The sequence below is a fragment of the Solidesulfovibrio alcoholivorans DSM 5433 genome (genome assembly GCF_000702665.1).
Classification (GTDB): Bacteria; Desulfobacterota; Desulfovibrionia; order Desulfovibrionales; family Desulfovibrionaceae; genus Solidesulfovibrio; species Solidesulfovibrio alcoholivorans.
Map to the genome: position 1 here is coordinate 183,701 of NZ_JNJA01000004.1, position 22,649 is coordinate 206,349.

Annotated in this window: 22 protein-coding genes; 20 read left to right on the forward strand and 2 right to left on the reverse strand. The window is 67.2% G+C overall.

From position 1 onward, the window contains the following. Nucleotides 1-19 precede the first annotated feature (19 nt). From Q368_RS0109280 to Q368_RS0109345, 14 genes are all read left to right on the forward strand, one after another. Nucleotides 20-1,339 carry an ABC transporter substrate-binding protein gene (locus Q368_RS0109280; RefSeq protein ID WP_052360090.1) on the forward strand — a complete coding sequence of 440 codons (1,320 nt, stop codon included), beginning with the start codon at nucleotides 20-22 and terminating at the stop codon, nucleotides 1,337-1,339. Between the two features lie 5 nt (nucleotides 1,340-1,344). Further along, a complete protein-coding gene (locus Q368_RS0109285; protein ID WP_029458791.1) occupies nucleotides 1,345-3,354 on the forward strand; it encodes an ATP-binding protein in 2,010 nt (669 codons plus the stop codon). A 51-nt stretch (nucleotides 3,355-3,405) separates the two neighbouring features. After that, nucleotides 3,406-4,170 carry a response regulator gene (locus tag Q368_RS0109290; RefSeq protein WP_052360091.1) on the forward strand — a complete coding sequence of 255 codons (765 nt, stop codon included), beginning with the start codon at nucleotides 3,406-3,408 and terminating at the stop codon, nucleotides 4,168-4,170. Between the two features lie 81 nt (nucleotides 4,171-4,251). Continuing rightward, complete coding sequence (locus Q368_RS0109295) at nucleotides 4,252-4,581, forward strand: hypothetical protein (protein WP_029458793.1); 330 nt, start codon at nucleotides 4,252-4,254, stop codon at nucleotides 4,579-4,581. 3 nt (nucleotides 4,582-4,584) lie between these two features. Further along, nucleotides 4,585-4,902, forward strand: a complete 318-nt coding sequence (locus tag Q368_RS0109300; RefSeq protein WP_029458794.1) for a hypothetical protein — start codon at nucleotides 4,585-4,587, stop codon at nucleotides 4,900-4,902. A 35-nt stretch (nucleotides 4,903-4,937) separates the two neighbouring features. Then, on the forward strand, nucleotides 4,938-6,041 hold the full coding sequence (gene ispG / locus Q368_RS0109305; RefSeq protein WP_029458795.1) for a flavodoxin-dependent (E)-4-hydroxy-3-methylbut-2-enyl-diphosphate synthase: 1,104 nt from the start codon (nucleotides 4,938-4,940) through the stop codon (nucleotides 6,039-6,041). Then, complete coding sequence (locus Q368_RS0109310) at nucleotides 6,032-7,759, forward strand: proline--tRNA ligase (RefSeq protein ID WP_029458796.1); 1,728 nt, start codon at nucleotides 6,032-6,034, stop codon at nucleotides 7,757-7,759. The genes ispG and Q368_RS0109310 overlap by 10 nt, the downstream gene beginning before the upstream one ends. 437 nt (nucleotides 7,760-8,196) lie before the next feature. Then, a complete protein-coding gene (gene xseA / locus Q368_RS0109315; protein WP_043785487.1) occupies nucleotides 8,197-9,627 on the forward strand; it encodes an exodeoxyribonuclease VII large subunit in 1,431 nt (476 codons plus the stop codon). Next, entirely contained in the window at nucleotides 9,624-9,887 is a 264-nt protein-coding gene (xseB, locus tag Q368_RS0109320) for an exodeoxyribonuclease VII small subunit (protein WP_029458798.1), read from the forward strand. The genes xseA and xseB overlap by 4 nt, the downstream gene beginning before the upstream one ends. Further along, the gene (locus Q368_RS0109325; RefSeq protein WP_029458799.1) at nucleotides 9,884-10,783 is read left to right on the forward strand and encodes a polyprenyl synthetase family protein; all 900 of its coding nucleotides are present in this window, start codon (nucleotides 9,884-9,886) and stop codon (nucleotides 10,781-10,783) included. Before xseB ends, Q368_RS0109325 begins: the two co-directional genes overlap by 4 nt. Nucleotides 10,784-10,833: 50 nt before the next feature. Next, nucleotides 10,834-11,436: a nitroreductase family protein gene (locus Q368_RS0109330; RefSeq protein ID WP_245611310.1), complete on the forward strand. Its 603-nt coding sequence runs from the start codon at nucleotides 10,834-10,836 to the stop codon at nucleotides 11,434-11,436. A gap of 84 nt (nucleotides 11,437-11,520) precedes the next feature. Beyond that, on the forward strand, nucleotides 11,521-13,422 hold the full coding sequence (dxs, locus tag Q368_RS0109335) for a 1-deoxy-D-xylulose-5-phosphate synthase (protein ID WP_029458801.1): 1,902 nt from the start codon (nucleotides 11,521-11,523) through the stop codon (nucleotides 13,420-13,422). Between the two features lie 188 nt (nucleotides 13,423-13,610). Beyond that, a complete protein-coding gene (locus Q368_RS0109340) occupies nucleotides 13,611-14,582 on the forward strand; it encodes a deoxyhypusine synthase family protein (RefSeq protein ID WP_029458802.1) in 972 nt (323 codons plus the stop codon). 132 nt (nucleotides 14,583-14,714) lie between these two features. After that, a complete protein-coding gene (locus tag Q368_RS0109345; protein ID WP_029458803.1) occupies nucleotides 14,715-14,957 on the forward strand; it encodes a hypothetical protein in 243 nt (80 codons plus the stop codon). Nucleotides 14,958-15,053: 96 nt separating this feature from the next. Here Q368_RS0109345 and Q368_RS0109350 read toward each other — a convergent pair whose 3' ends face one another. Together Q368_RS0109350 and Q368_RS0109355 are read right to left on the reverse strand one after the other, a co-directional pair. Then, nucleotides 15,054-15,506: a cereblon family protein gene (locus Q368_RS0109350; RefSeq protein ID WP_029458804.1), complete on the reverse strand. Its 453-nt coding sequence runs from the start codon at nucleotides 15,504-15,506 to the stop codon at nucleotides 15,054-15,056. Between the two features lie 406 nt (nucleotides 15,507-15,912). After that, nucleotides 15,913-16,347 carry a cereblon family protein gene (locus tag Q368_RS0109355; RefSeq protein ID WP_052360092.1) on the reverse strand — a complete coding sequence of 145 codons (435 nt, stop codon included), beginning with the start codon at nucleotides 16,345-16,347 and terminating at the stop codon, nucleotides 15,913-15,915. 500 nt (nucleotides 16,348-16,847) lie between these two features. Between Q368_RS0109355 and Q368_RS0109360 the strand changes: the two genes are divergently transcribed. The 6 genes from Q368_RS0109360 (at nucleotide 16,848) to Q368_RS0109385 (ending at nucleotide 22,559) form a co-directional block, all read left to right on the forward strand. Then, nucleotides 16,848-17,861, forward strand: coding sequence for an aminoglycoside phosphotransferase family protein (locus tag Q368_RS0109360; RefSeq protein ID WP_029458806.1), 1,014 nt, complete (start codon nucleotides 16,848-16,850; stop codon nucleotides 17,859-17,861). Beyond that, nucleotides 17,858-18,601: an HAD family hydrolase gene (locus tag Q368_RS0109365; protein ID WP_029458807.1), complete on the forward strand. Its 744-nt coding sequence runs from the start codon at nucleotides 17,858-17,860 to the stop codon at nucleotides 18,599-18,601. Before Q368_RS0109360 ends, Q368_RS0109365 begins: the two co-directional genes overlap by 4 nt. Before the next feature lie 86 nt (nucleotides 18,602-18,687). Continuing rightward, complete coding sequence (locus Q368_RS0109370) at nucleotides 18,688-19,311, forward strand: class I SAM-dependent methyltransferase (RefSeq protein WP_029458808.1); 624 nt, start codon at nucleotides 18,688-18,690, stop codon at nucleotides 19,309-19,311. A 61-nt stretch (nucleotides 19,312-19,372) separates the two neighbouring features. Next, on the forward strand, nucleotides 19,373-20,632 hold the full coding sequence (locus Q368_RS0109375) for a glutamate-5-semialdehyde dehydrogenase (RefSeq protein ID WP_029458809.1): 1,260 nt from the start codon (nucleotides 19,373-19,375) through the stop codon (nucleotides 20,630-20,632). Nucleotides 20,633-20,649: 17 nt separating this feature from the next. After that, a complete protein-coding gene (gene nadD, locus Q368_RS0109380; RefSeq protein WP_029458810.1) occupies nucleotides 20,650-21,333 on the forward strand; it encodes a nicotinate (nicotinamide) nucleotide adenylyltransferase in 684 nt (227 codons plus the stop codon). Between the two features lie 59 nt (nucleotides 21,334-21,392). Beyond that, nucleotides 21,393-22,559, forward strand: coding sequence for an alginate O-acetyltransferase AlgX-related protein (locus Q368_RS0109385; protein ID WP_245611312.1), 1,167 nt, complete (start codon nucleotides 21,393-21,395; stop codon nucleotides 22,557-22,559). The last annotated feature ends 90 nt before the right edge of the window (nucleotides 22,560-22,649 follow it).

A 22,649-nucleotide genomic window follows, 5' to 3' on the forward strand; every position in this document is an offset into this window, starting at 1 on the left:
GATCTGGTATGCCCCCGCCATGACAGCACGCATGCCGCGCCAATTTTTCGTTTCCCTCCTGGCCGTCCTTTTTCTGACGTCGCTTGCGTCCTGCTCCCGGTCGCCAACCGCGGAGGAGATGGACGCAAGCACGCCGGGTGTGGGCGACGACCTCGTCGTGGTGGGTTCGTCCCTGCCGCTGACCGGCCATGCCAGCTACCTGGGCCGGCAGACGCTTTTCGGGGCGATGTCTTATATCAACGCCGTCAACGACGCGGGCGGCGTGGCCGGGCGGCGCATCAAGGTGATCGCCCTGGACGACGGCTACGATCCTCCGCGCTGCGTGGCCAACACGCAGCGCCTGATCGTGGACGACCGGGTCTTTTGCCTGTTCAGCTACGTGGGCACGCCGACCACGGCCAAGATCATACCGCTCCTGGAAGAGGCCAACGCGCCGCTGGTCGGCAGCTTCACCGGGGCCGACGCCCTGCGCACGCCGTTTCGGCGCGTCATCGTCAACATCCGCCCCTCGTACTACCAGGAGACCGCCGCCGCCGTGGACCACATGGTAGGCGATTTGCACCTCGACCGTGTGGCCGTCTTCTACCAGTACGACGCCTACGGCTTCGACGGCCTGCGCGGCACGGAAATGGCGCTCAAAGCCCATGGCCTGGCGCCGGTCGCCCGGGGCACGTACATCCGGGGCACCATGGAGGTGGAGGAGGGCATCTCGCGCATCCTCGAGGCCGACCCCACGGCCATCGTCATGATCGGCACGTCCGGGCCCTGCGCCAAGGCCATCCGCATCGCCCGAAGCAAGGGCTACACCGGCCTTTTCTATGCCGTCTCCTTTGTCGGGGCGGACGAACTCGCGCGTATCCTGGGGCCCGGCGACGACACGCCGCTCGTCATGTCCCAGGTGGTGCCGCCGCCGGGCCTGCCCGATACCGAGGGCCTGCTCTCCGGGGTGGTGGAATACGCCAGGCTGCTCGCCCGCTATTTTCCGGAGGAAAAGCCCAATCTGGTGGGACTCGAGGGGTTTATCAACGCCAAGGTGCTGGTCGAGGGTCTGCGCCGGGCCGGGCGCGACCTCACGCGCGAGCGCTTTCTCGACGCCATCGAATCCGTCCGGAATTTTTCCGTCGGCATCGCCAGTCCGGTGAGCTTCGCGCCGGACCGCCACCAGGGGCTCGAGCGCGTCTATTTCACGCTCCTCGACAAGGGGGCGTTCACCCTCGTTGCGGACTGGACCGGCCTGCGCGAGCGCCTAGCCGCGGCCGCGCGGCAGGGCGAGGCGTCCCTACCGGCTGCGGCGCCGGACACCCCTGCGGCCACGCCGGCCGCGCAGGGGCGGGAGTAGCCACCATGTTCGCCTACCGGCGGGTCAGCCTCAAGCTCAAGATGTTCGGCGGCGCCATGGCCGTGGTGCTGCTGGTCAGCGCCGTCATCGCGCTGCTTGCGCGCTGGATTCTCGTCACGAGCCTCAACAGGGAACTCGAACAGCGCGGCGTGGCCATCGGCCAGAGCCTGTCCGAGCGGGCCAGCGGCTTCATCCTCGACAAGGACAGGGCCAACCTCGTCAGCCTCGTCTTCGACGCCGCCCAGCTCGGCGAACGCCGCATCCTCGTTTCCTACATCTTCATCGAGGACACCGAGGGCCGCATCCTGGCCAACACCTTCATGCGCCCCTTTCCCAAGGAACTCCTTCGCGTCAACCGCATTCCCGAGGGCGCGGAATCACGTATCCGCCTCGTCGATTTCGAGGGCGCGCAGGCCATCGACATCGCCGTGCCCGTGCGCGAGGGCATCTACACCCTGGGCGCGGTCCATGTGGGCCTGTCCAAAAGCCACATCGATTCCCTCGTCGGGACGCTGCGCACCACGTTCCTCGGGTTTATCGCCGCGGTCACGGTGGTCATGTTCCTCATCGTCCTGCGTCTGTCCAACGCCGTGGCCCGGCCCATCACCCGCCTGACCAAGGCCGCCGACGCCGTCAGCCGCGGCAGCCTGGAAGAGCCGGCCAACCTGCTCGGGCTGCGCGACGCCGCGCCCCGGGATTGCCCGGCCTACGCCAACACCGACCTGCCGTGCTGGCACTTCGACCAGAGCCGCTGCGACGAGGCCCTGGCCGGCAGCCTGGAAAACGCGCCGACCTGCCGCGAGTGCCGCTTCTACCGCAAGGACGGCGGCGGCGACGAGGTGGCCCAGCTCGCCGAGTCCTTCGGGAACATGATCTGGAGCATGCGGCTGTACCGCCGCCGGCTGCGGGAATCCGAGGAAAAATACCGTTCGCTTTTCGACAGCAACCCCGATCCGGTCTTCGTCGTGGACGCGGAGAACGGGTGCATCCTTGACGCCAACTCCCAGGCCGAGGACGCCTACGGCTATACCCGCAAGGAATTGATCGGTCGCCCCGTCGCCGACCTGGAGCCCGATGCCGGCGCGCGCGGCGTCGCCGCCTATCTCACCGACCGCGACGCCCCGGAGCGGGTGCTTTTGCCCAAGCTGCGCCACGTGAAAAAGGACGGCGCGCCGCTCTACGTCAACCTCCACGCCTGCCGCATCGCCTACCGGGGCCGCGACGCGGTCATCGTCTCGGCCACCGACGTCACGGAGCTCGTGGAAAAGGACGCCCAGCTCATCCAGGCGAGCAAGATGAAGACGCTCGGCGAAATGTCCGCCGGCATCGCCCACGAACTGAACCAGCCGCTTAACGCCATCAAGATGGGCAGCGACTACCTGCGCCTGCTCAGCGAATCCGGCCGCGAGCCCCCGGCCGGGGACCTCGACGCCGTGACCGCGCAAATCAGCGAACAGGTGGACCGCGCCGCGGCGATCATCGCCCATTTGCGCGATTTCGGCCGCAAATCGCAGCCGACCTTGGAACATGTGGACATAAACGATCCCATCCGGGGCGTTTTCGCCATCATCGGCCATGAACTCTCCCTCCAGGGCATCGCCGTGAACCTGGACCTCGGGGCGCTTGCGCCGATCAAGGCCCACGCCAACCGGCTGGAACAGGTTTTTTTCAACCTCGTGGTCAACGCCCGCGACGCCCTGATCCAATCGCCCCGGCAGGGCGCGCCCGAGGGGCTGCGCAGCATCGACATCGCCACGCGCATGGCGGACGGCCGCGTCACGGCGACCGTGTCCGACAACGGCTGCGGCATCCCCGAAAGCGAGCGGCACAAGATCTTCGAGCCGTTTTTCACCACAAAGCAAGCCGGGCAGGGGATGGGGCTCGGGCTCGCCATCACCTACGGCATCGTCAAGGATTACGGGGGCGAGATCGTCGTGGACGAAACCCCCGGCGGCGGCTGCACCTTCCGCCTCACCTTTCCTGCGGCGTGCGATCCGGGCAATTTCGGGGCTTGACGCTTCCCCGGCTGGCAGCCACAAGGTAATCGGCACACTCGGGAGCACGGCATGCGCACGATTCTGGTCATCGACGACGAGCGGCCCACCCTCAGGATGTTCGAACTCTACCTCGGGGCATACGGCTACCACGTCCTGACCGCGGCGAGCGGTGAGGAGGGGCTCGGCATCTTTGCCGCGCAGCTCCCTCCCATCGTGCTCACGGACATCAAGATGCCGGGCATGGACGGCCTCGCCGTGCTGCGCGCCATCAAGGAACGGCGGCCGCAGACCGAGGTCGTCGTCATCACCGGCCACGGCGACGTGGATCTGGCGCTTACGGCTCTGGAACTGCGGGCTACGGATTTCATCGACAAGCCCATTCGCCGCGAAGCCCTGGAAGCGGCCCTGTCCCGGGCCACGGCGCGGCTTTCCCAGGCCGCGGCCTGCGAGGACAGGGGGGGCGTGGATGTGGAGCAGGATGCCGACGTGGCCGTTCTCACCATCCGCGGCAGCCTCACCGGAGAGGCCGAGCCCTACCTCGCGCGGGCGCTCAAGCAGACCGAAAACGCGGCCAAGCTCCTGTTCGCCTTCAGCTCCGACGCCTCCATCAACGGCGCGGGCCTTGACCTGCTCGTGCAGGCCGCCGAAGATGCCGGGGGCGGCGGGCGGCCCGTGGCCCTGTGCGGGCTTGCGGAGAATTTCGCCAAGGTTCTCGACAGGCTCGGCGTCACGGCCAGGGCGCCCCGGTTTGCCGGGCGCAAGGACGCCATGGTCCATCTTGCCGGGCAGGGCGGCGAAGCGCGCGCCGCAAAGACGGCCCCGGGCGACGGCTGATCGCAAACGGGCGTTTACACGCCGCCCCGGCCCCCTTATATTGCCGCCACCGCGAATCGACGACCGGAAACGGGCGCTTGTATGACAACCCGACGTGACCTCATCGGCCGGGGCTGCCTCTGGTGCAGCCTGGCGGCGCTGTACACCCTGCTCGGCATGAAGGCCTACGTGGCCTGGCGGGACGGGGTGTGGCTCGACTGGCCGCTCGGGAACGCCCTGCCCGACGCCCTGGTGCGCTGGGTGTTTTCCCTGCCGGACGGCCCGTTCCGCGCGGTCCTGGAGTGGCTCATGCGCCAGGACGTCATCTACCACGCCGCCGCCGTCACCCTGCTGATCTGGCTGCTCGGCCTTGTTGCCGGGTCGCCGGACGACAAGGGCGACGACCCGTCCGGACGCGTCAAGGAGGTTTGATTGATGCGAGGCTTGTTGCGGGCTCTGGCCCTGACCCTGGTGTTTTGCGGGGCGGCCGCCCAGGCCGGCGAGGCCGTGAATCTCGCTGGTCGGTGCACGGGCGTGTTCCAGTATCCCAAGACCGAGACCGTCTGCCTGTCCTTTGAGACGACGGACAAGAAGACCTATATGATCTGCGACGACGTGACCGCCAAGGAGATCATCGAACAGCTCTTCGCCCTGGGCAAAAAGGATGCCGCCTGCCTCATCGAAGGCTCCGTGGCGAAAAAGTCCGGCGAGGAAACCTACCTCAACGTCACCCGCGTGACCGAGGGTAAATAGCCCCGGCCGCGACGCCACAACCCCGATACCTTTCCATGCAGCACAATTCCCAAGCTCCCGCCCGCCATCCCACCCGCGCCGTGATCCTCCGCGGCGTCGGCGTCGGCGGCGAAAATCCCGTGCGCGTCCAGAGCATGACCAACACGGACACGCGCGACGTCGCGGCCACGCTCGCGCAAATTCGCGCCCTGACCGACGCCGGCTGCGAGATCGTGCGCCTGGCCGTGCTCAACGACGACGCGGCCAAGGCCCTTGCCGCCATCCGCGCCGGCACCGACGCGCCGCTTGTCGCCGACATCCACTTCGACCACCGCCTGGCCGTGGCCGCGCTTAATGCCGGCATCGACGCCCTGCGCATCAATCCCGGCAACATCGGCTCCGAGGCCGCCGTGGACACCGTGGTCGCCGCCGCCAAGGCGCACGGCGCGCCCATCCGCATCGGCGTCAATTCCGGGTCCGTGCAAAAAGACCTGCTCGCCAAATACGGCGGCCCCACGCCCGAGGCCATGGTCGAAAGCGCGCTCACCCACATCGCCCTGCTCGAACGGCGGGGCTTTCACGACATCAAGGTGTCGCTCAAGTCCTCGAGCGTGCCGCGCACCGTGGCCGCCTACCGTCTGCTCGCCGCCAGGGTCGATTATCCGCTGCACATCGGCGTCACCGAAGCCGGCACGCCCATGCGCGGCGCGGTCAAGTCCGCCGTGGGCCTCGGCATCCTGCTCGCCGAAGGCCTCGGCGACACGCTGCGCGTGTCGCTGACCGGCGACCCCGTGACCGAGATCGGCGTGGCCTACGAAATCCTGCGCGCCCTGGACATCCGCGCCCGCGGTCCGGAAATCATCTCCTGCCCCACCTGCGGGCGCACGGAAATCGATCTCGTCGGCCTGGCCGAGGCCGTGGAGGAGCGGTTGCGCGGCGTGACCGACGTCTTCACCGTGGCCGTCATGGGCTGCGTGGTCAACGGCCCCGGCGAGGCCCGCGAGGCGGACATCGGCATCGCCGGCGGACGCGACTGCGGCATCATTTTTCGCAAGGGCGAAATTCGCGGCAAGGTGCGCGGCGGCGAAAAACTCATTCCCGCCTTCATGGAAGAACTGGAACACTATCTCATGGAAAAAAAGGAATCCGCATGCGACTGAGCCGCTACTATGCCCCGACCCTCAAGGAGACCCCGGCCGAGGCCGAGGTCGTAAGCCACAAGCTGCTGCTGCGCGCCGGCATGATCCGCAAGCTGACCGCCGGCATCTATACCTATCTGCCCCTGGGGCTCAAAGCGCTCAACAACGTCGCCAGGATCGTGCGTGAGGAGATGGACCGCGCCGGGGCGCTCGAAATCCTCATGCCCGCCGTGCAGCCGGCCGACCTGTGGAAGGAATCCGGCCGCTGGGAGTTCTACGGCCGGGAACTGCTGCGCTTCGTGGATCGCCACGACCGCGAATCGTGCCTCGGGCCCACCCACGAGGAGGTCGTCACCGACCTTGTGCGCCACGAAATCCGCTCCTACCGCCAGTTGCCGGTCAACCTCTACCAGATCCAAACGAAGTTCCGCGACGAGATCCGCCCGCGCTTCGGCCTCATGCGCGGCCGGGAATTCGTCATGAAGGACGCCTATTCCTTCGACAAGGACGACGCCGGGGCCGATGCCAGCTACTGGAGCATGTACAAGGCCTACGCCCGCATCTTCGAGCGCCTGGGGCTCAAGTTCCGCGCCGTCTCCGCCGACTCCGGGGCCATCGGCGGCTCGTTCTCCCACGAATTCATGGTCCTGGCCGCAACCGGCGAGGACACCATCGCCTCCTGCCCGGCCTGCGACTACGGGGCCAACCTCGAAAAGGCCGAGGCCCTGTGTCCGCCCCCCGGCGAAATCGCCCCGTGCCCGCCGGCCGAAACCGTGGCCACCCCGGACCAGCACACCGTGGAGGAGGTCGCCGCGTTTCTTGGCGTCGCCGCCGCGAAGATCGTCAAGACCCTTGTCTATATGGCCGACGGCAAGCCCGTGGCCGCCCTCGTGCGTGGCGACCGGGAGCTCAACGAGATCAAGCTCAAGAACCACATCGACGCCAAGGACCTCCGCCTCGCCTCGCCCGAAGAGGTCGTGGCCGCGACCAAGGCCCCGGTCGGTTTCGCCGGCCCGGTGGGCCTTGCCGGCATCGCCATCTACGCCGACCAGGAACTCGCCCTGGAAAACGCCTGGATCGTCGGGGCCAACGCCGCCGACGCCCACCTGAAAAACGTGGACCTCGGCCGCGACGCCAACGTCGCCGCCTTCACCGACCTGCGCGAGGTCGCGCCGGGCGATCCCTGCCCCAAATGCGGCGCGCCGCTTTCCTTCACCAAGGGCATCGAGGTCGGCCACGTCTTCAAGTTGGGCCTTAAGTATTCCAAAGCCCTCGGCGCCACCTTCCTGGACGAAGCCGGCAAGGAACAGTTCATGATCATGGGCTGCTACGGCATCGGCGTCTCGCGCATCGTGGCCGCCTGCATCGAACAGAACAACGACGAGGCCGGCGTCGTCTTCCCGCCGCCCATCGCGCCCTTCGAAGTGGCTCTTTTGAACCTCGGCGCCAAGGACGAGGCCGCCGTCGCCAAGGCCGACGAACTCTATGCCGCGCTGACCGCCGCCGGTGTCGAAACGCTCCTCGACGACCGCGACGAACGCCCGGGCGTCAAGTTCAAGGACGCCGATCTCATGGGCTTCCCCATCCAGCTGACGCTCGGCGGCAAGGGCCTCGCGCGCGGCGTCGTCGAGACCAAGGACCGCCGCACCGGCGAGAAGGGCGAACTGCCCCTGGAAGGATTTTTGGAGGCCTTCATGGCCTGGCGCGAGACCGTGCGCCAAGGCTGGGGCCTGGAGTAGCAGGGGAGAGGAAGAGAAGATCAGGGCTCCGCCCCGAACCCCGCCGGGACGCTGTCCCGGACCCTGGCAGGGCGCTGCCCTGCACCCGCCGGGGGGGATCATCCCCCCCGGACCCCCTGGGCGGCGTCGTGTCGCGGGGAGGGCTGCGGTCACCGGCAGGGCAGGGTGAGGCGCTGCGAAGAAGGGGCCGGAATTTCGCCTGCCGCTGCCGCCGCTGTCGCGGCAGGCTCGGCAGGCGAAATTCCGGCCCCGGCCCGTCGCCCCTTCGGGGCGAAGTTCTTGGATTTTTTGCTTTGGAAGCCTGCTGCATCGCTGGTGCGGGCGCCCTTTTCACCCTTTAAAAGTTTTTCGGGGAAGGTGGGGGTCTGGGGGAGGGAACCCCCTTTTTTCAAAAAGGGGGTTCCCTCCCCCAGATTCTCTCGCTTTCCGATAATCTCATGCCACACGTGTTCGAAGTCAGCGAGCTGACCAGGTCGGTCAGGGACGTCATCGAGTCCGAGTTCCCCTTTGTCTGGGTGCGCGGGCAGGTGGTGAATTTGTCGCGTCCGGGCTCGGGGCATTTGTATTTTTCGTTGCGCGATGCCGAGGCGTCGTTGGCCGTGGTCTGGTTTCGGGGCGCGCAGGGCGGCAAGGCTTTGGCCGGAGGCGGGCGGTACGATCCGCTGACGGGCGAGGTGTACGAGCAGTCGCTGGCCGAGACGCTTGCCGACGGCATGGAGGTCATGGTCGCCGGCCGGCTGACGGTGTATGCGCCGCGCGGTAGTTATCAGCTGGTGGCCGAGCTGGTCCAGGAAGTGGGGGAAGGGCGGCTGTGGCAGGAGTTTGAAGCCCTCAAGAAGGACCTGGCCGCCAAGGGCTATTTCGAGCAGGAGCGCAAGCGGCCGCTGCCGCGCCATCCGACGCGGGTGGCCGTGGTCACCGCGCCGAAGGGTGCGGCGGTGCGTGATTTCATCCGCATCGGCCGCGAGCGGGGGTATGGCGCAGCCGTACGCGTCTATCCGACGCTGGTGCAGGGCGACGCCGCACCGGTCGGCATCGTGCGCGCGATGCTGCGCGCCGTGGCCGACGACTGGGCCGAGGTGGTGGTGCTCATTCGCGGCGGCGGTTCCCTCGAGGATTTGTGGGCGTTTAATACCATCGAAGTGGCCAAGGCCATTTTCGCCTCGCCGTTGCCGGTGCTGACGGGCGTGGGGCACGAGGTGGACGTGACCATCGCGGACATGGTGGCCGATGTGCGGGCGGCGACGCCGAGCCATGCCGCGCAGCTGCTTTGGCCCGAGCGCGTGCAGCTCGCCCAGCGCCTTGACGACCTGGAGATGGGGTTGCGCCGGGGCGCGGCGCGGCTTCTGGCCGTGCGCGAGCGCGAACTGGCCGCCCTGGCCCGGGGACTCTCCTGGTTGTCGCCGGCGAACCGATTGCAGCGGCTGGAGGAGCGTTTTGCCGCCGCGGGCGAGCGGCTCTCGCGGGCCGGCGAGGCTTGGCTCGACGTTCTTGGCAGGCGCGTCGGGAAACTCGGCGACCGTCTGGGCCTGCGTTGCGGGCCGCAGAGCCTGGAAGCGCGCGGACAGGAACTGGCGCGGCGGGCCGATGCGCTGGAGGCCGCCATGAAACTTTATGCAGCGGATCGCGACCACCGTCTGGAATTGGCGGCGGCGCGCCTTTCCGGCCTGGATCCCGAAGCGCCCCTGGCCCGTGGCTACAGCCTGACGACGCTGGCACGCACCGGCAAATTCCTGCGCCGGGCGGGGGATGCGCGGCCGGGCGACAAGCTGGACATCATGGTGTATGAAGGCCGCGTCCGGGCGGAGGTGGAAGCCGTGTCCCCGGACGGCGGCGCAAGCGGGGAGGGGAGCGGAGAGCGCCCATGAGCAACGTGAAGGAAGAATCCTTTGAAAAGGCCCTGGAACGCCTGGAGCGCATCGCCGCGCGCCTGGAAGCCGGGGATGTGCCGCTGGAAAAGGGCGTGGCGCTCTACAAGGAAGGCATGGGGCTTGTCGCCTCGTGCCGCAAGCGCCTGGAAGCAGCTCGTCTTGAAATATCCCTCGCCGGCGAGGACGGAACGCCCGTTCCCTTCGACGTCGAGGCCACGCAGCTTGCTGCGCGTGAATCCGGGGAGGACGACGCGTGACGGTGAAGGAACGTCTGGCCGCCCAGGCGGCCGAGGTCGAGGTTTATCTGCGGGAGCGCTTCGGCGTGCGCATGCGCGAGCGCGGCGTGCCCGAAGGGTTGCTCTCCGCCATGGAATATTCGCTCCTGGCCGGGGGCAAGCGGTTGCGGCCCTGCCTGTGCCTGACCTTCGCCGAGCTTTTCGGCGTGGACCGGGCGCGGGTCATGCCCTTTGCCGCCGGGTTCGAGATCATTCACACCTATTCGCTCATCCACGACGATCTGCCGGCCATGGACGACGACGACCTGCGCCGGGGCCGGCCGTCCAACCACAAGGTCTACGGCGAGGCCGGGGCCATACTGGCCGGCGACGCGCTTTTGACGGAGGCCTTCGGCTGCATGAGCCGCGCCTGGCCCGGCATCGAGGCGGACAAGGTGTTGCCGGCCCTGGCCGAGGCCGCCCGGGCCGCCGGCGCGGCCGGCATGGTCGGCGGCCAGGTGCTCGACATGGAATACACCGCGCGCCAGGGCCTGACCCTGGCCGAGCTGGCCCACATGCAGGCGCTCAAGACCGGCGCGCTGCTTACCGCCTCGTGCGTGTGCGGCGCGATCCTGGCCGGCGCGGGCGAGGACGGCGTGTGCCGGGCCCGGGAATACGGCGAGGCCGTGGGCGCGGCGTTCCAGATCGTGGACGACATCCTGGACGAAGTGGGCGACGCGGCGACGCTCGGCAAGCCCGTGGGCAGCGACCGCGAGCAAGGCAAGAACACCTACCCGAGCCTGGTCGGCCTTGACGAGAGCCGGCGGCTGGCCGAGGCGCGCGTGGACGCCGCCCTGGCCGCCATCGCCGCCTACGAAGGCCCGACCGCGGATTTCCTGCGGGAACTCGCCCGCTATATCGTGGTTCGGGTCCAGTAGCGGGGCGCAGTTGCGCCGGGAGGAAGGACATGGGCGGCAAGACGCGAAGGATGCCTCGCAGGAGAATACTCGGTCTGCTCGCGGCGGCGGCCCCGGCCGTGCTGCTCGCTTCCCGGGCCGGCGCCCAGGACAAGGCCGCGACCATGGACGCCATCGCGGCCATCAAGACCCGGCGCAGCGTGCGGACCTATACCGACGCGCCGGTGTCCGACGTCCTGGTCGAAGAGGTGTTGCGCTGCGGCATGCAGGCCCCGTCGGCCTGCAACGAGCAGCCCTGGCAGTTCGTGGTCGTGCGCGACAAGGCCACGCTGGCCAAGGTCGGGGGCATCAACCCCTACGCCGCCTATGCGAAAAACGCCCCGCTGGCCATCCTGGTCGCCGGCGATTTCGGCCTCGACAAATGCGGCGGCTATTGGATCGAGGACACCTCGGCCTGCGCCGAGAACATGCTGCTGGCCGCCCACGCCCTGGGGCTCGGGGCGGTCTGGACGGGGATTTACCCATTGCCCGAGCGGGTGGAGGCGTTTCGCGCCCTGCTTGGCATGCCGGAAAACGTCACGCCCATGGCGCTGCTCGTCATGGGGTACCCGGCCGGGCAGCCCGCGCCCCAGGACCGGTTTCGCCCGGAACGCATCCATCGCGAGAAGTGGTGAGTCCCGGCTCGCGGGCCGGCATGACGCTGCAAGCCGCGGGACGCCTGGAACGCGGGCGTCCTTGACGGACAAGGAAAGAAACTGATGACCGTACTTTCGGACACGGCGTTGCGCATATTGCCCCGGATCAGCCATCCCCACGACGTGGCGGACCTGACCGCCGACGAACGGACCGCCCTTGCCGAGGAGATCCGGCAGGTCATCATCGGCACGGTTTCCATGAACGGCGGCCACCTCGCGCCCTCGCTCGGCGTCGTGGAGCTCACCCTGGCGCTGTTGTCCGTGTTCGACCCCGGCCGCGACAAGCTGGTCTGGGACGTGGGCCATCAGGCCTACGCCTACAAGCTTCTCACCGGCCGCCAGCAGGAATTCCACACCCTGCGCACCCTCGGCGGGGTGAGCGGCTTTCCGCGTCCGGCGGAAAGCCCGTTCGACCATTTCGGCGTGGGCCATTCGAGCACGTCCATCTCCGCCGCCCTGGGCATGGCCATGGCCCGGGACCTCAAGGGCGAAACGCACGACGTGCTGGCGGTCATCGGCGACGGTTCCATGACGGCCGGCCTGGCCTACGAAGGCCTCAACCAGGCCGGCGGCTGGGGCGGGCGGCTCATCGTCGTACTCAACGACAACGAGATGTCCATCTCGAAAAACGTGGGCGCGTTGTCGCTGTTTTTAAGCCGCAAGCTCAACCAGCGCTGGGTCAAACGGCTGAAAAAGGACATGGAGGGCTGGATCGGCTCCCTGCCCTACGGCAGCGACCTCATGAGTTACGTGCGTCGGGGCGAGGAGTCGTTTAAAAGTTTTTTCACGCCCGGCATGCTGTTCGAGGCCTTCCGTTTCAACTACCTGGGCCCCATCGACGGCCACGACACGGCGCGGCTGATTGAGGTCTTCAAGGAAGTCAAGGAGATCGACGGGCCGGTCCTCGTCCACGTGCTGACCAAGAAGGGGCGCGGTTACGCTCCGGCCGAGAACAACCCCACCTATTTTCACGGCGTGGGCTGTTTCGAGCCCGAGACCGGGCTCGTGGAAAAGCCGGGCGTGTGCCCGCCGAGCTACACGCAGGTGTTCGGCCAGGCGCTGACGGCCCTGGCCAAGGCCGATGAGCGCGTCATGGCCATCACCGCGGCCATGCCCGAGGGCACGGGACTGTCCGAATTCGCCAAGGACATGCCCGAGCGCTTCGTGGACGTGGGCATCTGCGAGCAGCACGCCGTGACCTTCGCCGCCGGCCTCGCCATGGAGGGCTTCAAGCCCGTGGTCGCGGTCTACTCGACCTTTCTCCAGCGTTCCTACGACCAGATCGTGCACGACGTCTGCCTGCAAAACCTGCCCGTGACCTTCTGCCTCGACCGCGCCGGCCTGGTCGGCGAGGACGGAGCCACCCACCACGGCGCGTTCGACCTCTCCTATCTGCGCCATATCCCGAACCTCGTGGTCATGGCCCCGGGCAGCGAGGCCGAACTTCCCGCCATGCTGGCCACGGCCCTGTTCCACGGCGGCCCCACGGCCATCCGCTACCCGCGCGGGGCGGGCGAGGGCCTGCCTTTGCCCGAACATCCCGCGCCGTTGCCGCTTGGGCGCGGCGAACTGGTCCGGCCGGGCAGGGACGCGCTGGTCGTGGCCATCGGCAGCCGCGTCATGCCGGCCGTGGCCGCCGCCAACGAATTGGCCGCCGCCACGGGCAAGGAGGTGGCTGTCTTCAACGCCCGCTTCGTCAAGCCCCTGCCGCGCGAGCAACTGCTGGAACTGGCCCGGGAGTTCCCGTTGTGGCTGACGGCGGAAGAAAATGTCCTGGAGGGCGGTTTCGGCTCGGCCGTTCTGGAGATGCTCGAGGACGCCGGGGCGCTCGACCGCCTGACCGTACGCCGCCTGGGCCTGCCGGACGCGTTCGTGGAGCACGGGGCGCAAAAGGCGTTGCGCGCCTTGTGCGGCATCGACAAGGACGGCATCGCCAAGGCGCTGACGTCGTTGCTCGGATTGTAGCGCACGTTTTTTCGGTTGCGGCGCGCCTGTTGCGCCCCTGGACGGTCCGCAAAAGAGCGGGTATGCTTTCTTGCTTGCGTCCCGGACCTTGCCGTCATCGCGGGGTACCGATGCCCCCCATTCCGGGCGACGCGCGGACAAGCGGGCGCTGCAACAAAATTTCGCCCGTCACAACCCAAGGAGACATGATGTCCACCATATCCCGTTTCATGGAAACCCACTTCCGTCACTTCAACGCCCGCGAGACCCTCGACGCCGCCAAGGCCTGGAATGACCTGCTCGGGCGCGGCGGCAAGATGTTCCTCACCATGGCCGGCGCCATGAGCACCTGCGAGCTCGGCATCTCCCTGGCCGAGATGATCCGTCAGGACAAGGTGCACGCCATCAGCTGCACCGCCGCCAACCTGGAAGAGGATCTCTTCAACCTCTTCAACCACAACGAATACAAGATGGTCCCCGAGTACCGGGACCTTTCGCCCGAGGCCGAAAAAGAGCTCTATGAAGCCGGTTTCAACCGCGTCACCGACACCTGCATCCCCGAGGGCGTCATGCGCCAGGTGCAGCGCCGCATCTCCAAGCTCTGGGCCGACGCCGCCGCGGCCGGCACGCCGAAATTTCCCTACGAGTTCATGTACGCGCTGCTCGACCAGCCCGACATCAGCCAGTTCTTCCAGGTGCCCCGCGAGCATTCCTGGGTGCTCGCCGCCAAGGAGAAAGGCCTGCCCATCTTTACCCCCGGCTTCGAGGACAGCACGCTCGGCAACATCTTCTGCGCCGAAATCATGATGGGCCACGTCAAGGGGCACGGCGCCGTGCGCCACGGCACCGAGCAGATGCAGATGCTTGCCAACTGGTACACCGAGCAGGCCAAGGCCAAGGTGCCGGTGGGCTTTTTCCAGATCGGCGGCGGCATTGCGGCGGACTTCCCCATCTGCGTCGTGCCCATGCTCATCCAGGACCTCCAGCGCGACGACACCCCGTTTTGGGCCTACTTCGCGCAGATCGGCGACTCCACCACGTCCTACGGCTCCTATTCGGGCGCGGTGCCCAACGAGAAGATCACCTGGGGCAAGCTCGATGTGGACACGCCGCGCTTCATGATCAATTCCGACGCCGCCATTGTCGCGCCGCTCATCTTCGGCTACGTGCTCGGCTGGTAGGGGGAAAAACAGGCGGGAAAGGCTTGGCAGAAGGCGGGCTTGGGCGTAACGTGAAATTGCGCACAAAGGCTTTCTGCCCGCGCGGGCGGGTTTTATGACAAGAGTCGGTAAACCGCCAACCTGGAGGATGCCATGAGCTACTTCACCGAAGCCGACCTCCCTGTTTCCATTGACCATGAAGAGATGGTGACCCTGGAAGACGGGACCACCATCCGCTTCGAGACCAACGGCGAAGCCAAGGACCTGTACGTGGGAGATTCCTTCACCCCGACGGTCCAGCTGTTCCCGGGCAGCGACTTTTTTGTCGATTCCGGCGACAAGCACTTCAAAATTGTCGCAGAGTTCGACGACAAGATCACGGTCTCCAAGGAATAGCCTCCCCCTGGAAAAAGGAAAGGCCGCGAGCGCAGCTTGCGGCCTTTTTTTATTCGGGTCATGGCGGAACCCTCGCTGCCCCGTGCGGGGATCGTCTTAATCCTGGTCGGCTTCCGCCTCTTCGGCCAGGCCCAGATGGTCCAGGATCAGGCCGTAGAATCCAATGCCGTCGGCGGTTTGATGCTGCCAGCCCAGATGGTTGCCGCAATGCGCGCAGACGCCCATGCGCCACTCGCCGTCGCTGCCGCCGGAGAAATCCAGGGCGAAATGGCCGACCGGCACGCAGCCCGGGGCCAGGGAGAACATGCCGATTTCCTGCTCCAGGCCGTGGGGACCGGGCACAAGATGGCGGTGGGAGCCGGCCACGGCGATGCGCTGGCTCGCCCGGGTCACGTCGGCGCCGCACTGGGCGCAGACGAAGCGGTCGCCGAACGCCAGTTCCGTGTTGGTGAGCACGGGTTTTTCGCGAAGCCCAAGGGTATCGCCGTCTTCGTCCCAGGCGACGGTGATGGGCGGATTGGTCGTGATAAGCGTCAGATGTCTGTCCATGGGGTCCTCCCCGGCCGCGTCATGCCGCGCCGCAATTGGGTTTCGGTGGGAGGTGCGGCGCGGCTGCGGCAGTATTCATACTTTGTTGGTCTTGTTTCAGGTAGCCATGTTCCCACCGTTGACAAGAGTATAGCAAGATTAATGCCAGACAATGTTCCCCCGCGCGGGGAAGGGCAAGGCGTGCGTTGCCACGCGCGTCAAGACGTGCCAGGCCGTTGCAGACATGCCCGGCTTGGGCAAGGGCAGCCCGGCGCGGGTGTTTCACGCAAGGCGTTCTCTCGACCTGGGGATTCGTGAAGCGGGGACGTCGTGCCGCGGGGCGCGGCGTGGACTGGCGCAAGGGGCGGTTGCGCTGCGCCCGCAAAGGCGGCGCGATGCGGGCGCAACGGGGAACAGGGGAGCGGGCCTAGCGGGGATCGTTCTCGGGGCTTTCCGGCTGGGCCTTGAGCCTGTCGAGGATGAGGGTGAAAAAGCCCAGGCCCTTGGACGAGAGGTAGTACCAGCCGAGGTGCGCGCCGCAGGTGGCGCAAAAGGCGGTTTGCCACAACCCGTCGTCCTCGCCGGAAAAATCGAGCTTGAAATGGCCGATGACCCGGCAGCCCGGGGCCAGGGAAAAGCAGCCGACTTCCTCTTCCACGCCGTTGCCCGCCGGGAAATAGTGGCGGTGGCGGCCGCCCACGGCGATGCGCATGGTGGCCTGCGTCACTTCGACGTTGCAGGCGGCGCAGGCGATGCGGTCGGCGTTGGCCAGCTCGGGGTTGTCGAAGACGGGCACGGGCTTGTGTTCAAGGATCAGGTCATCTGCCGTATTTTCGGTAAACAAGTCAGCGAAGGCGTACACAGGAGACTCCCTGGACCGGGGGTAAGGCTGCCGGTCCATTTGTCGTTTGCATTTCTGCCAAAAGATGCTAAGCTGCTAAATTCGTCAAGTGAAAAAAAGCACGATCCCCGTGCTGTCCCCCGTTACACGCGGCCCGTGGCGCGCGGGCCGCATGTCGTATCCGCCCGCCGGCGCTACCGATCCGTGTCGCCGGCCGGTCCCGGTGCGGCCACGAGGCGGTCGAGAAGCAGCCCGAAAAAAAATCGCCCGCGGCCCGTGCATAGCGCCAGCCCAGATGCGCGCCGCACGCGGCGCACAGCGCGACCTGCCAGCGCGTGCCCGGAAACCACGTGAACACGTCGCTCGGCTGCCCCACGACCGCGCAGCCCGGCGGCGCGAAGAATCCCTGCCGGCTGTGATTTACATTCCCCGCGGGGTGGTTATACCTTGCCATCCAGGCCGAAAGCGCCGCGCGGCAGGTCGCCGCGCGCCAAAGACCCCGGCCCGGCAAAGCATCTCCCATGCGCCAATACATCGGTCACCTCTCGCTCAGCGACCCCCTGCAAGGCTATCTGCGCGACGCCATTCTGCCCCAGCTTGCCGCGCCCGAGCGCGAACCCCGTTGGCGGGTGTTTCGCGTCTCCGCCGTGAGCGACGTCTATCTCTACGAGGACAAATGGACCGGTTGCCGGGTGGTCGGCAAGTTCTACGCCCGCGCCCGGGGGCTAAACGGCAGCAACGCCCCCCAGTCCGCCCAACACGAATACGACAGCCTGGCCTCTCTGCGAAGCCTCGGTTTCGACGCGCCGCCGGACTACGTCGCCCGGCCGCTCGGCGTCAACGCGGCCCTCGGCGACCTGCTCGTCACCGAGCTCGTACCCGGCGAGCAGCTCGACGGCGTCATCGAGGACGCCCTGCGCGCCGGGCGCGGCGAGCGCCTCTACCGCAAGCTCGGCGGCCTTGCCCGTTTCCTGGCCCGGCTCCACAACCGCGCCGCCGGTCCCGAACGCGTGGATTTCGCCCCGACCCAGGGCTACTTCGAGCGCGTGGTGGGCTACCTCGTCGCCCACTGCGGCTTGACGCCCCGGCGTGCCGACCGCCTCATCGCCCTCGGCCACGCCTACGCCGCCAGGCCCACCCACTGGCAGGACTTGCGCGTGTTCGTCCACGGCGACGCCACGCCCTCCAACTTCCTGTTCGGCCGCGCCCAGGACGTTTTCGTCATCGACCTCGAGCGTATGCACCGCGACGACCGCGTCTACGACGTGGGCCGGCTGTGCGGCGAGCTCAAGCACTGTTTCCTGCGCGCAACCGGCGACCCGGCCCGGGCCGAGCCCTACATCGGGCATTTCCTCTGGGAATACGCCGGGCATTTTCCCGACCGGGAACCGACCTTCGCCGCGGTCACCGCCCGGTTGCCGTTCTACATGGGCCTGACCCTTCTGCGCATCGCCCGCAATACCTGGCTTGACGAAGCCTACTGCCGCCGGCTCGTCCACGAAGCCAAGGCCATACTCGCCGGAGGCCTGCAATGAATGTCCGGGGCATCCTCTTCGACCTCAACGGCACGCTGATCGACATCAACACCGACGAGGGCAACGAACAGATCTACCGTTCCATCAGCCATCTGCTCAAGTACTACGGCATCCGCACCAGCCGGGGCGACGTGCGCGAGGGCTACTACCAGATTCTCAAGGATCAGCGCCGCCGTAACGGGGAGGCGTTTCCCGAGTTCGACGCCGTGGCCGTGTGGCGCGAGTTCGTCGCGACCCGCGCCGCGCGCTCGGGCGCGTCCATCCCCAAAAACAAGCTGGCCGTGCTGCCGCATTTTTTAGCCGAGCTCTACCGGGGCATTTCGCTCAATCGCCTGGAACTCTACGCCGACGTGCGTGAAGTCCTCGACGAGCTGCGTCCACACTACCGTTTGGCGGCGCTTAGCGACGCACAAAGCGCCTGGGCCGTGCCGGAGATGCGCATGGTCGGCCTTGGCGACTACTTCTTTCCCGTCGTCGTCTCCGGCGACTTCGGCTACCGCAAGCCCGACCAGCGGCTCTTCGCCACGGCGCTGAAGCGCATGCACCTGCCTGCCGACGAAGTGGTCTTCGTCGGCAACGACATGTACCGCGACGTCTACGGCGCGCGCCAGGCGGGCCTGCGCACCGTCTTTTTCGCCACCGGCCAGGGCCAGCAAGCCATGGAAGGCGTCCAAGCCCACTACAACATCTACCGCTTCGCCGAACTGCGCAACGCCATTCGGTTTTTCGAGGAAGAGTAGGGGAGATGGGGAAGAGAAAAGCAAAGATGCCTCCGGCGGCCAGGAGGGGGTGACCCCCTCCTGGACCTCCTCGATAGGGGGGAGCGATGTACTGGGATGAAAGTTCAAGCGTTCCTTCAACTTTGGAACTGGATGCGAGGGTTGCCGGGTACTTGCGGCCGGGAGATCGTGTGCTCGACCTGGGCTGCGGCCCGGGGCGGATGCTGGGGCAGCTTGTTGCCCAGGGCTTTCGCGTTGCGGGCGTCGATCGCAACAAGGCGAGCCTGGCGCTGGCCCGGGAAAAGGGCCTGCCTGTGGTGCGGTCCGACCTCGCGGCCCTGCCGTTCGGCGACGGGGCGTTCGATGCCGGCATCCTCCATGCCGTGCTGACTACGCTCGCGACCCCCGGGGTGCGCCATGGCGTCCTCGGCGAGGCCAGGCGCGCGGGCTGCCGCGTGTTGTGCATCGCCGATTTTCTCCAGAACTGGGACCTGCCGTACTACAAGGCCCGCTACGAGGCCGGGATCGCCGAAACCGGCGAGCGCGGCAGCTTCGTCGTGCGCGAAGGGGACCGCGTGCTCTACACGGCCCACCATTTCACCCTGGACGAACTGACGCGGCTGCTCGCCACGGCCGGCTACGCCGTGGCCTTCGCGGACACCCCCGTCGTGACCACGCGCTCGGGCAAGCGCGTGACCGGCGTGGTCCTCGCCGCCGTGGCCGCGCATTGACTTTTGCGGGGCAGGGCGGGTAGAAAATCGTTTTTTGCCGCAGCCAAAAAGGAGCCTTCCCATGAGCGTGGCCGCCGACATGGAACAGATGGCCGTCCGGGCCAAGGAAGCCTCGCGCGCCCTTGCCGCCGCTTCCGGCGCGGCCAAGGACGCCTTCCTCGCCGCCCTGGCCGAGTTGCTCGTCACCCGCCGCGAGGCAGTGCTCGCCGCCAACGCCAAGGACCTCGACGCCGCCCGCGCCGCCGGCATGGACGCCCCGCGCCTGGACCGTCTGACGCTGACCCCTGCCGTCATGGACTCCATGGCCGACGCCTGCCGCCAGATCATCGCCCTGCCCGATCCCGTCGGGGCCATTGAGCAAGCGCGCCCCCGGCCCAACGGCCTGCTCGTCGGGCGCATGCGCGTGCCGCTCGGCGTCATCTGCATGATCTACGAATCCCGGCCCAACGTGACCGTGGACGCGGCCATCCTCTGCCTCAAGGCAGGCAACGCCGTGATCCTCAAAGGCGGCTCCGAGGCGCTGGCCTCCAACATGGCCCTGGCGGACCTCTTGCGCGAGGCGCTCGCCGCCGCCGGCCTTCCCGCCGACGCCGCCCAGCTCGTCGCCACCACCGACCGCGCCTCGGTCGCGGCGCTGTGCAAGCTCGACCAGTATATCGACGTCATCATCCCGCGCGGCGGGGAAGGGCTCATCCGCGCCGTGGTCTCCCAGGCGACCATGCCGGTGCTCAAGCATTTCAAGGGCGTGTGCCACGCCTATGTGGACGCGGGCGCAAACGAAGACCGTGCCGAAAAGGTGGTGGTCAACGCCAAGGCGCAGCGCCCCGGGGTCTGCAACGCCCTGGAGTGCCTGCTCGTGCACGTGCGCGCCGCGCCCACGTTTCTGCCGCGCGTCGGCAAGGCCCTTGCTGCGGCCGGCGTCGAGCTGCGCGCCTGCCCGCGCGCCCTGGCCCTGCTCGGCAACCTGGCCAAGGCCGCCGCGCCCGAGGACTTCGGCCACGAGTTCCACGACCTCGTTTTGGCGGTCAAGGTTGTCGACGACATGGACGACGCCCTGGACCACATCCACCGCTACGGCTCCAACCACACCGAGGTCATCCTCACGGAGAACCACGACAGGGCCATGGAATTCCTGCGCCGGGCCGACGCCTCCATGGTCGGGGTCAACTGCTCCACGCGCTTCAACGACGGCGGTGAGCTCGGCCTTGGGGCGGAAATCGGCATCTCCACTTCCAAGCTCCATTCCTACGGCCCCATGGGCCTTGTGGAGTTGACCAGCGCCAAGTTCGTGGTCCTGGGCCAGGGGCAGGTGCGCGGCTAGGACGCCGCTTCGAGCCCATGCCCCAGTCGCTGATCGGCATTTTCGGCGGGACGTTCAATCCCGTGCACGTCGGCCATGTCCGCGCCGCCATCGAAGTGGCCGAGGCCCTCGGCCTCGGCGGCGTGGAATTCGTGCCCGCCGCGCGCCCGCCGCACAAATGCGGCGAACCCATGCTCGATTTCCCGTTTCGCGAAAAATTGTGCCGGCTGGCCGTTCGCGGCGTGCCCGGCTTTTCCGTCAACCCCATGGAAGCCGGCCGGCCGGGTCCCTCCTATACCTGGGACACCCTCGAAGCCCTGGGCCGGGAGCGTCCGGACACGGCCTTCTGCTTCATCCTGGGCCAAGCCGATCTGCCCCAGTTGCCGACCTGGAAAAACGGCCTTGCCCTGGGACGGCTGGCCCATCTGGCCGTGCATTCCCGGGAAGGGCAGGGGCTCGAGGCCTTTGCCGCGTTCATGCGCGCGCACGCCCCGGTCATGGAGGCCGCCCCCACCGCCGACCCGGCCCGCTGGAAACTGCCGCAGGGGCGCAACATGACGTTCGTGCCCATCACCAGGCTTGACGTGTCGGCCTCGGATGTACGAGAGCGTTGGCGGCGCGGCCGTCGTATCCACGGCCTTGTGGCCGAAGCCGTGCGCCATGAACTCGAAAACCACGCGGAAGCGCTTGAGGCCGTCTGGGGCCGGCGCGACCCGGCGTGACCCCTGGAAGTCCTGCCTTGCAAAATTCCCCGACCGCCCTGCGTCGCGGCATATATGTCTTGTCCGCACTGGTGTTCTTGACCCTCATCCTCGCGCCGACCGCGGACAGGTTCCTGCATTTCGCGCCCCGCACCCTGGTTGCCGAAGTGAACACCGGCAAGCTCGCGACGCTGGGCCTTGCTCCGGACACATGGCTCAAATGGTTCAACACCGTGCGCCGCGGCTATCTCGAACGCCACTACAACCTGCGCACCCTGCTCATCACCTGGAACAGCTTTCTGGACACCATCGTGCTCGCTTCCACGGCGGCCAATTCCCAGGTCATGGCCGGCAAGGACCACTGGCTTTTCCTGGCCCAGGACGGCTCGCGCAATATCCTGGAAGACGCCCGCTCCCTGACCCCTCTCCCCGAACAGTACGTGGACGACGTGGCCCGGGAACTGGAGCGCCGCCGGGAGTGGCTGGCCGCGCGCGGCATCCGCTACCTCGTCATCGTCGCGCCCAACAAGAACACCGTCTATCCGGAAATGCTGCCCGACGCCCTGCGCCCGTTGCAGCCGGAAGGACACCTCGCCCAATTCGTGCGCTACGTGAAGGACTACACCAAGGTCGATATTGTCGATGTGACGCCGGCGCTCGAGGAACAGAAGAAACACACGCAGGTCTTCTATAAGACGGACAGCCACTGGAATGCCTACGGCGCGTTCGCGTCCTATCAGGCTATCATGCGGCATCTGGCCAAGGACTTTCCGCAACTGCATCCACTTTCCCGGGAGCTGTTTAACGTGGAGCAGTTCAACTGGCTGCCCGGGGACCTGGCCAACATGATGGGCCTTTCCGACCACCTCAAGGAAGACCGCATCATGTTCGTCAACAAGGAGTGGTACAAGGCCAGGGGCGACTCCTACTACGGTCCCGTCAACCACTACTATTTCGAGGAACCGCAGTATTCCTACACCGGAAACGCCGCGTTGCCGAACGCCCTCGTGTTCCACGATTCGTTCTGGTGGGAGCTTTTGCCGTTCATTGCCGAATCCTTCGACAAGGCGCTCTACGTCTGGCTGCGGCCGCAGACGGACCACGAATTCCGTTTTTTTGACGAGGCGCTGATCGAACGGGAAAAGCCGGACCTCGTCATCGATGAATTCACCGAACGCTACATTCTGCCGCCGCTGCGCGGCCGGTTTGCGCCCAAGCTCGCCGAGCTCAAGGCCGCGGGCGAGTAGGGCGGGCCGCCTTTACAAGTGGCGAAAAATACGTAAAGAAGAAAAAGAAACAAAGTTACATCGCGCCCCGCGCGAGGAGCCCCGCCTTTT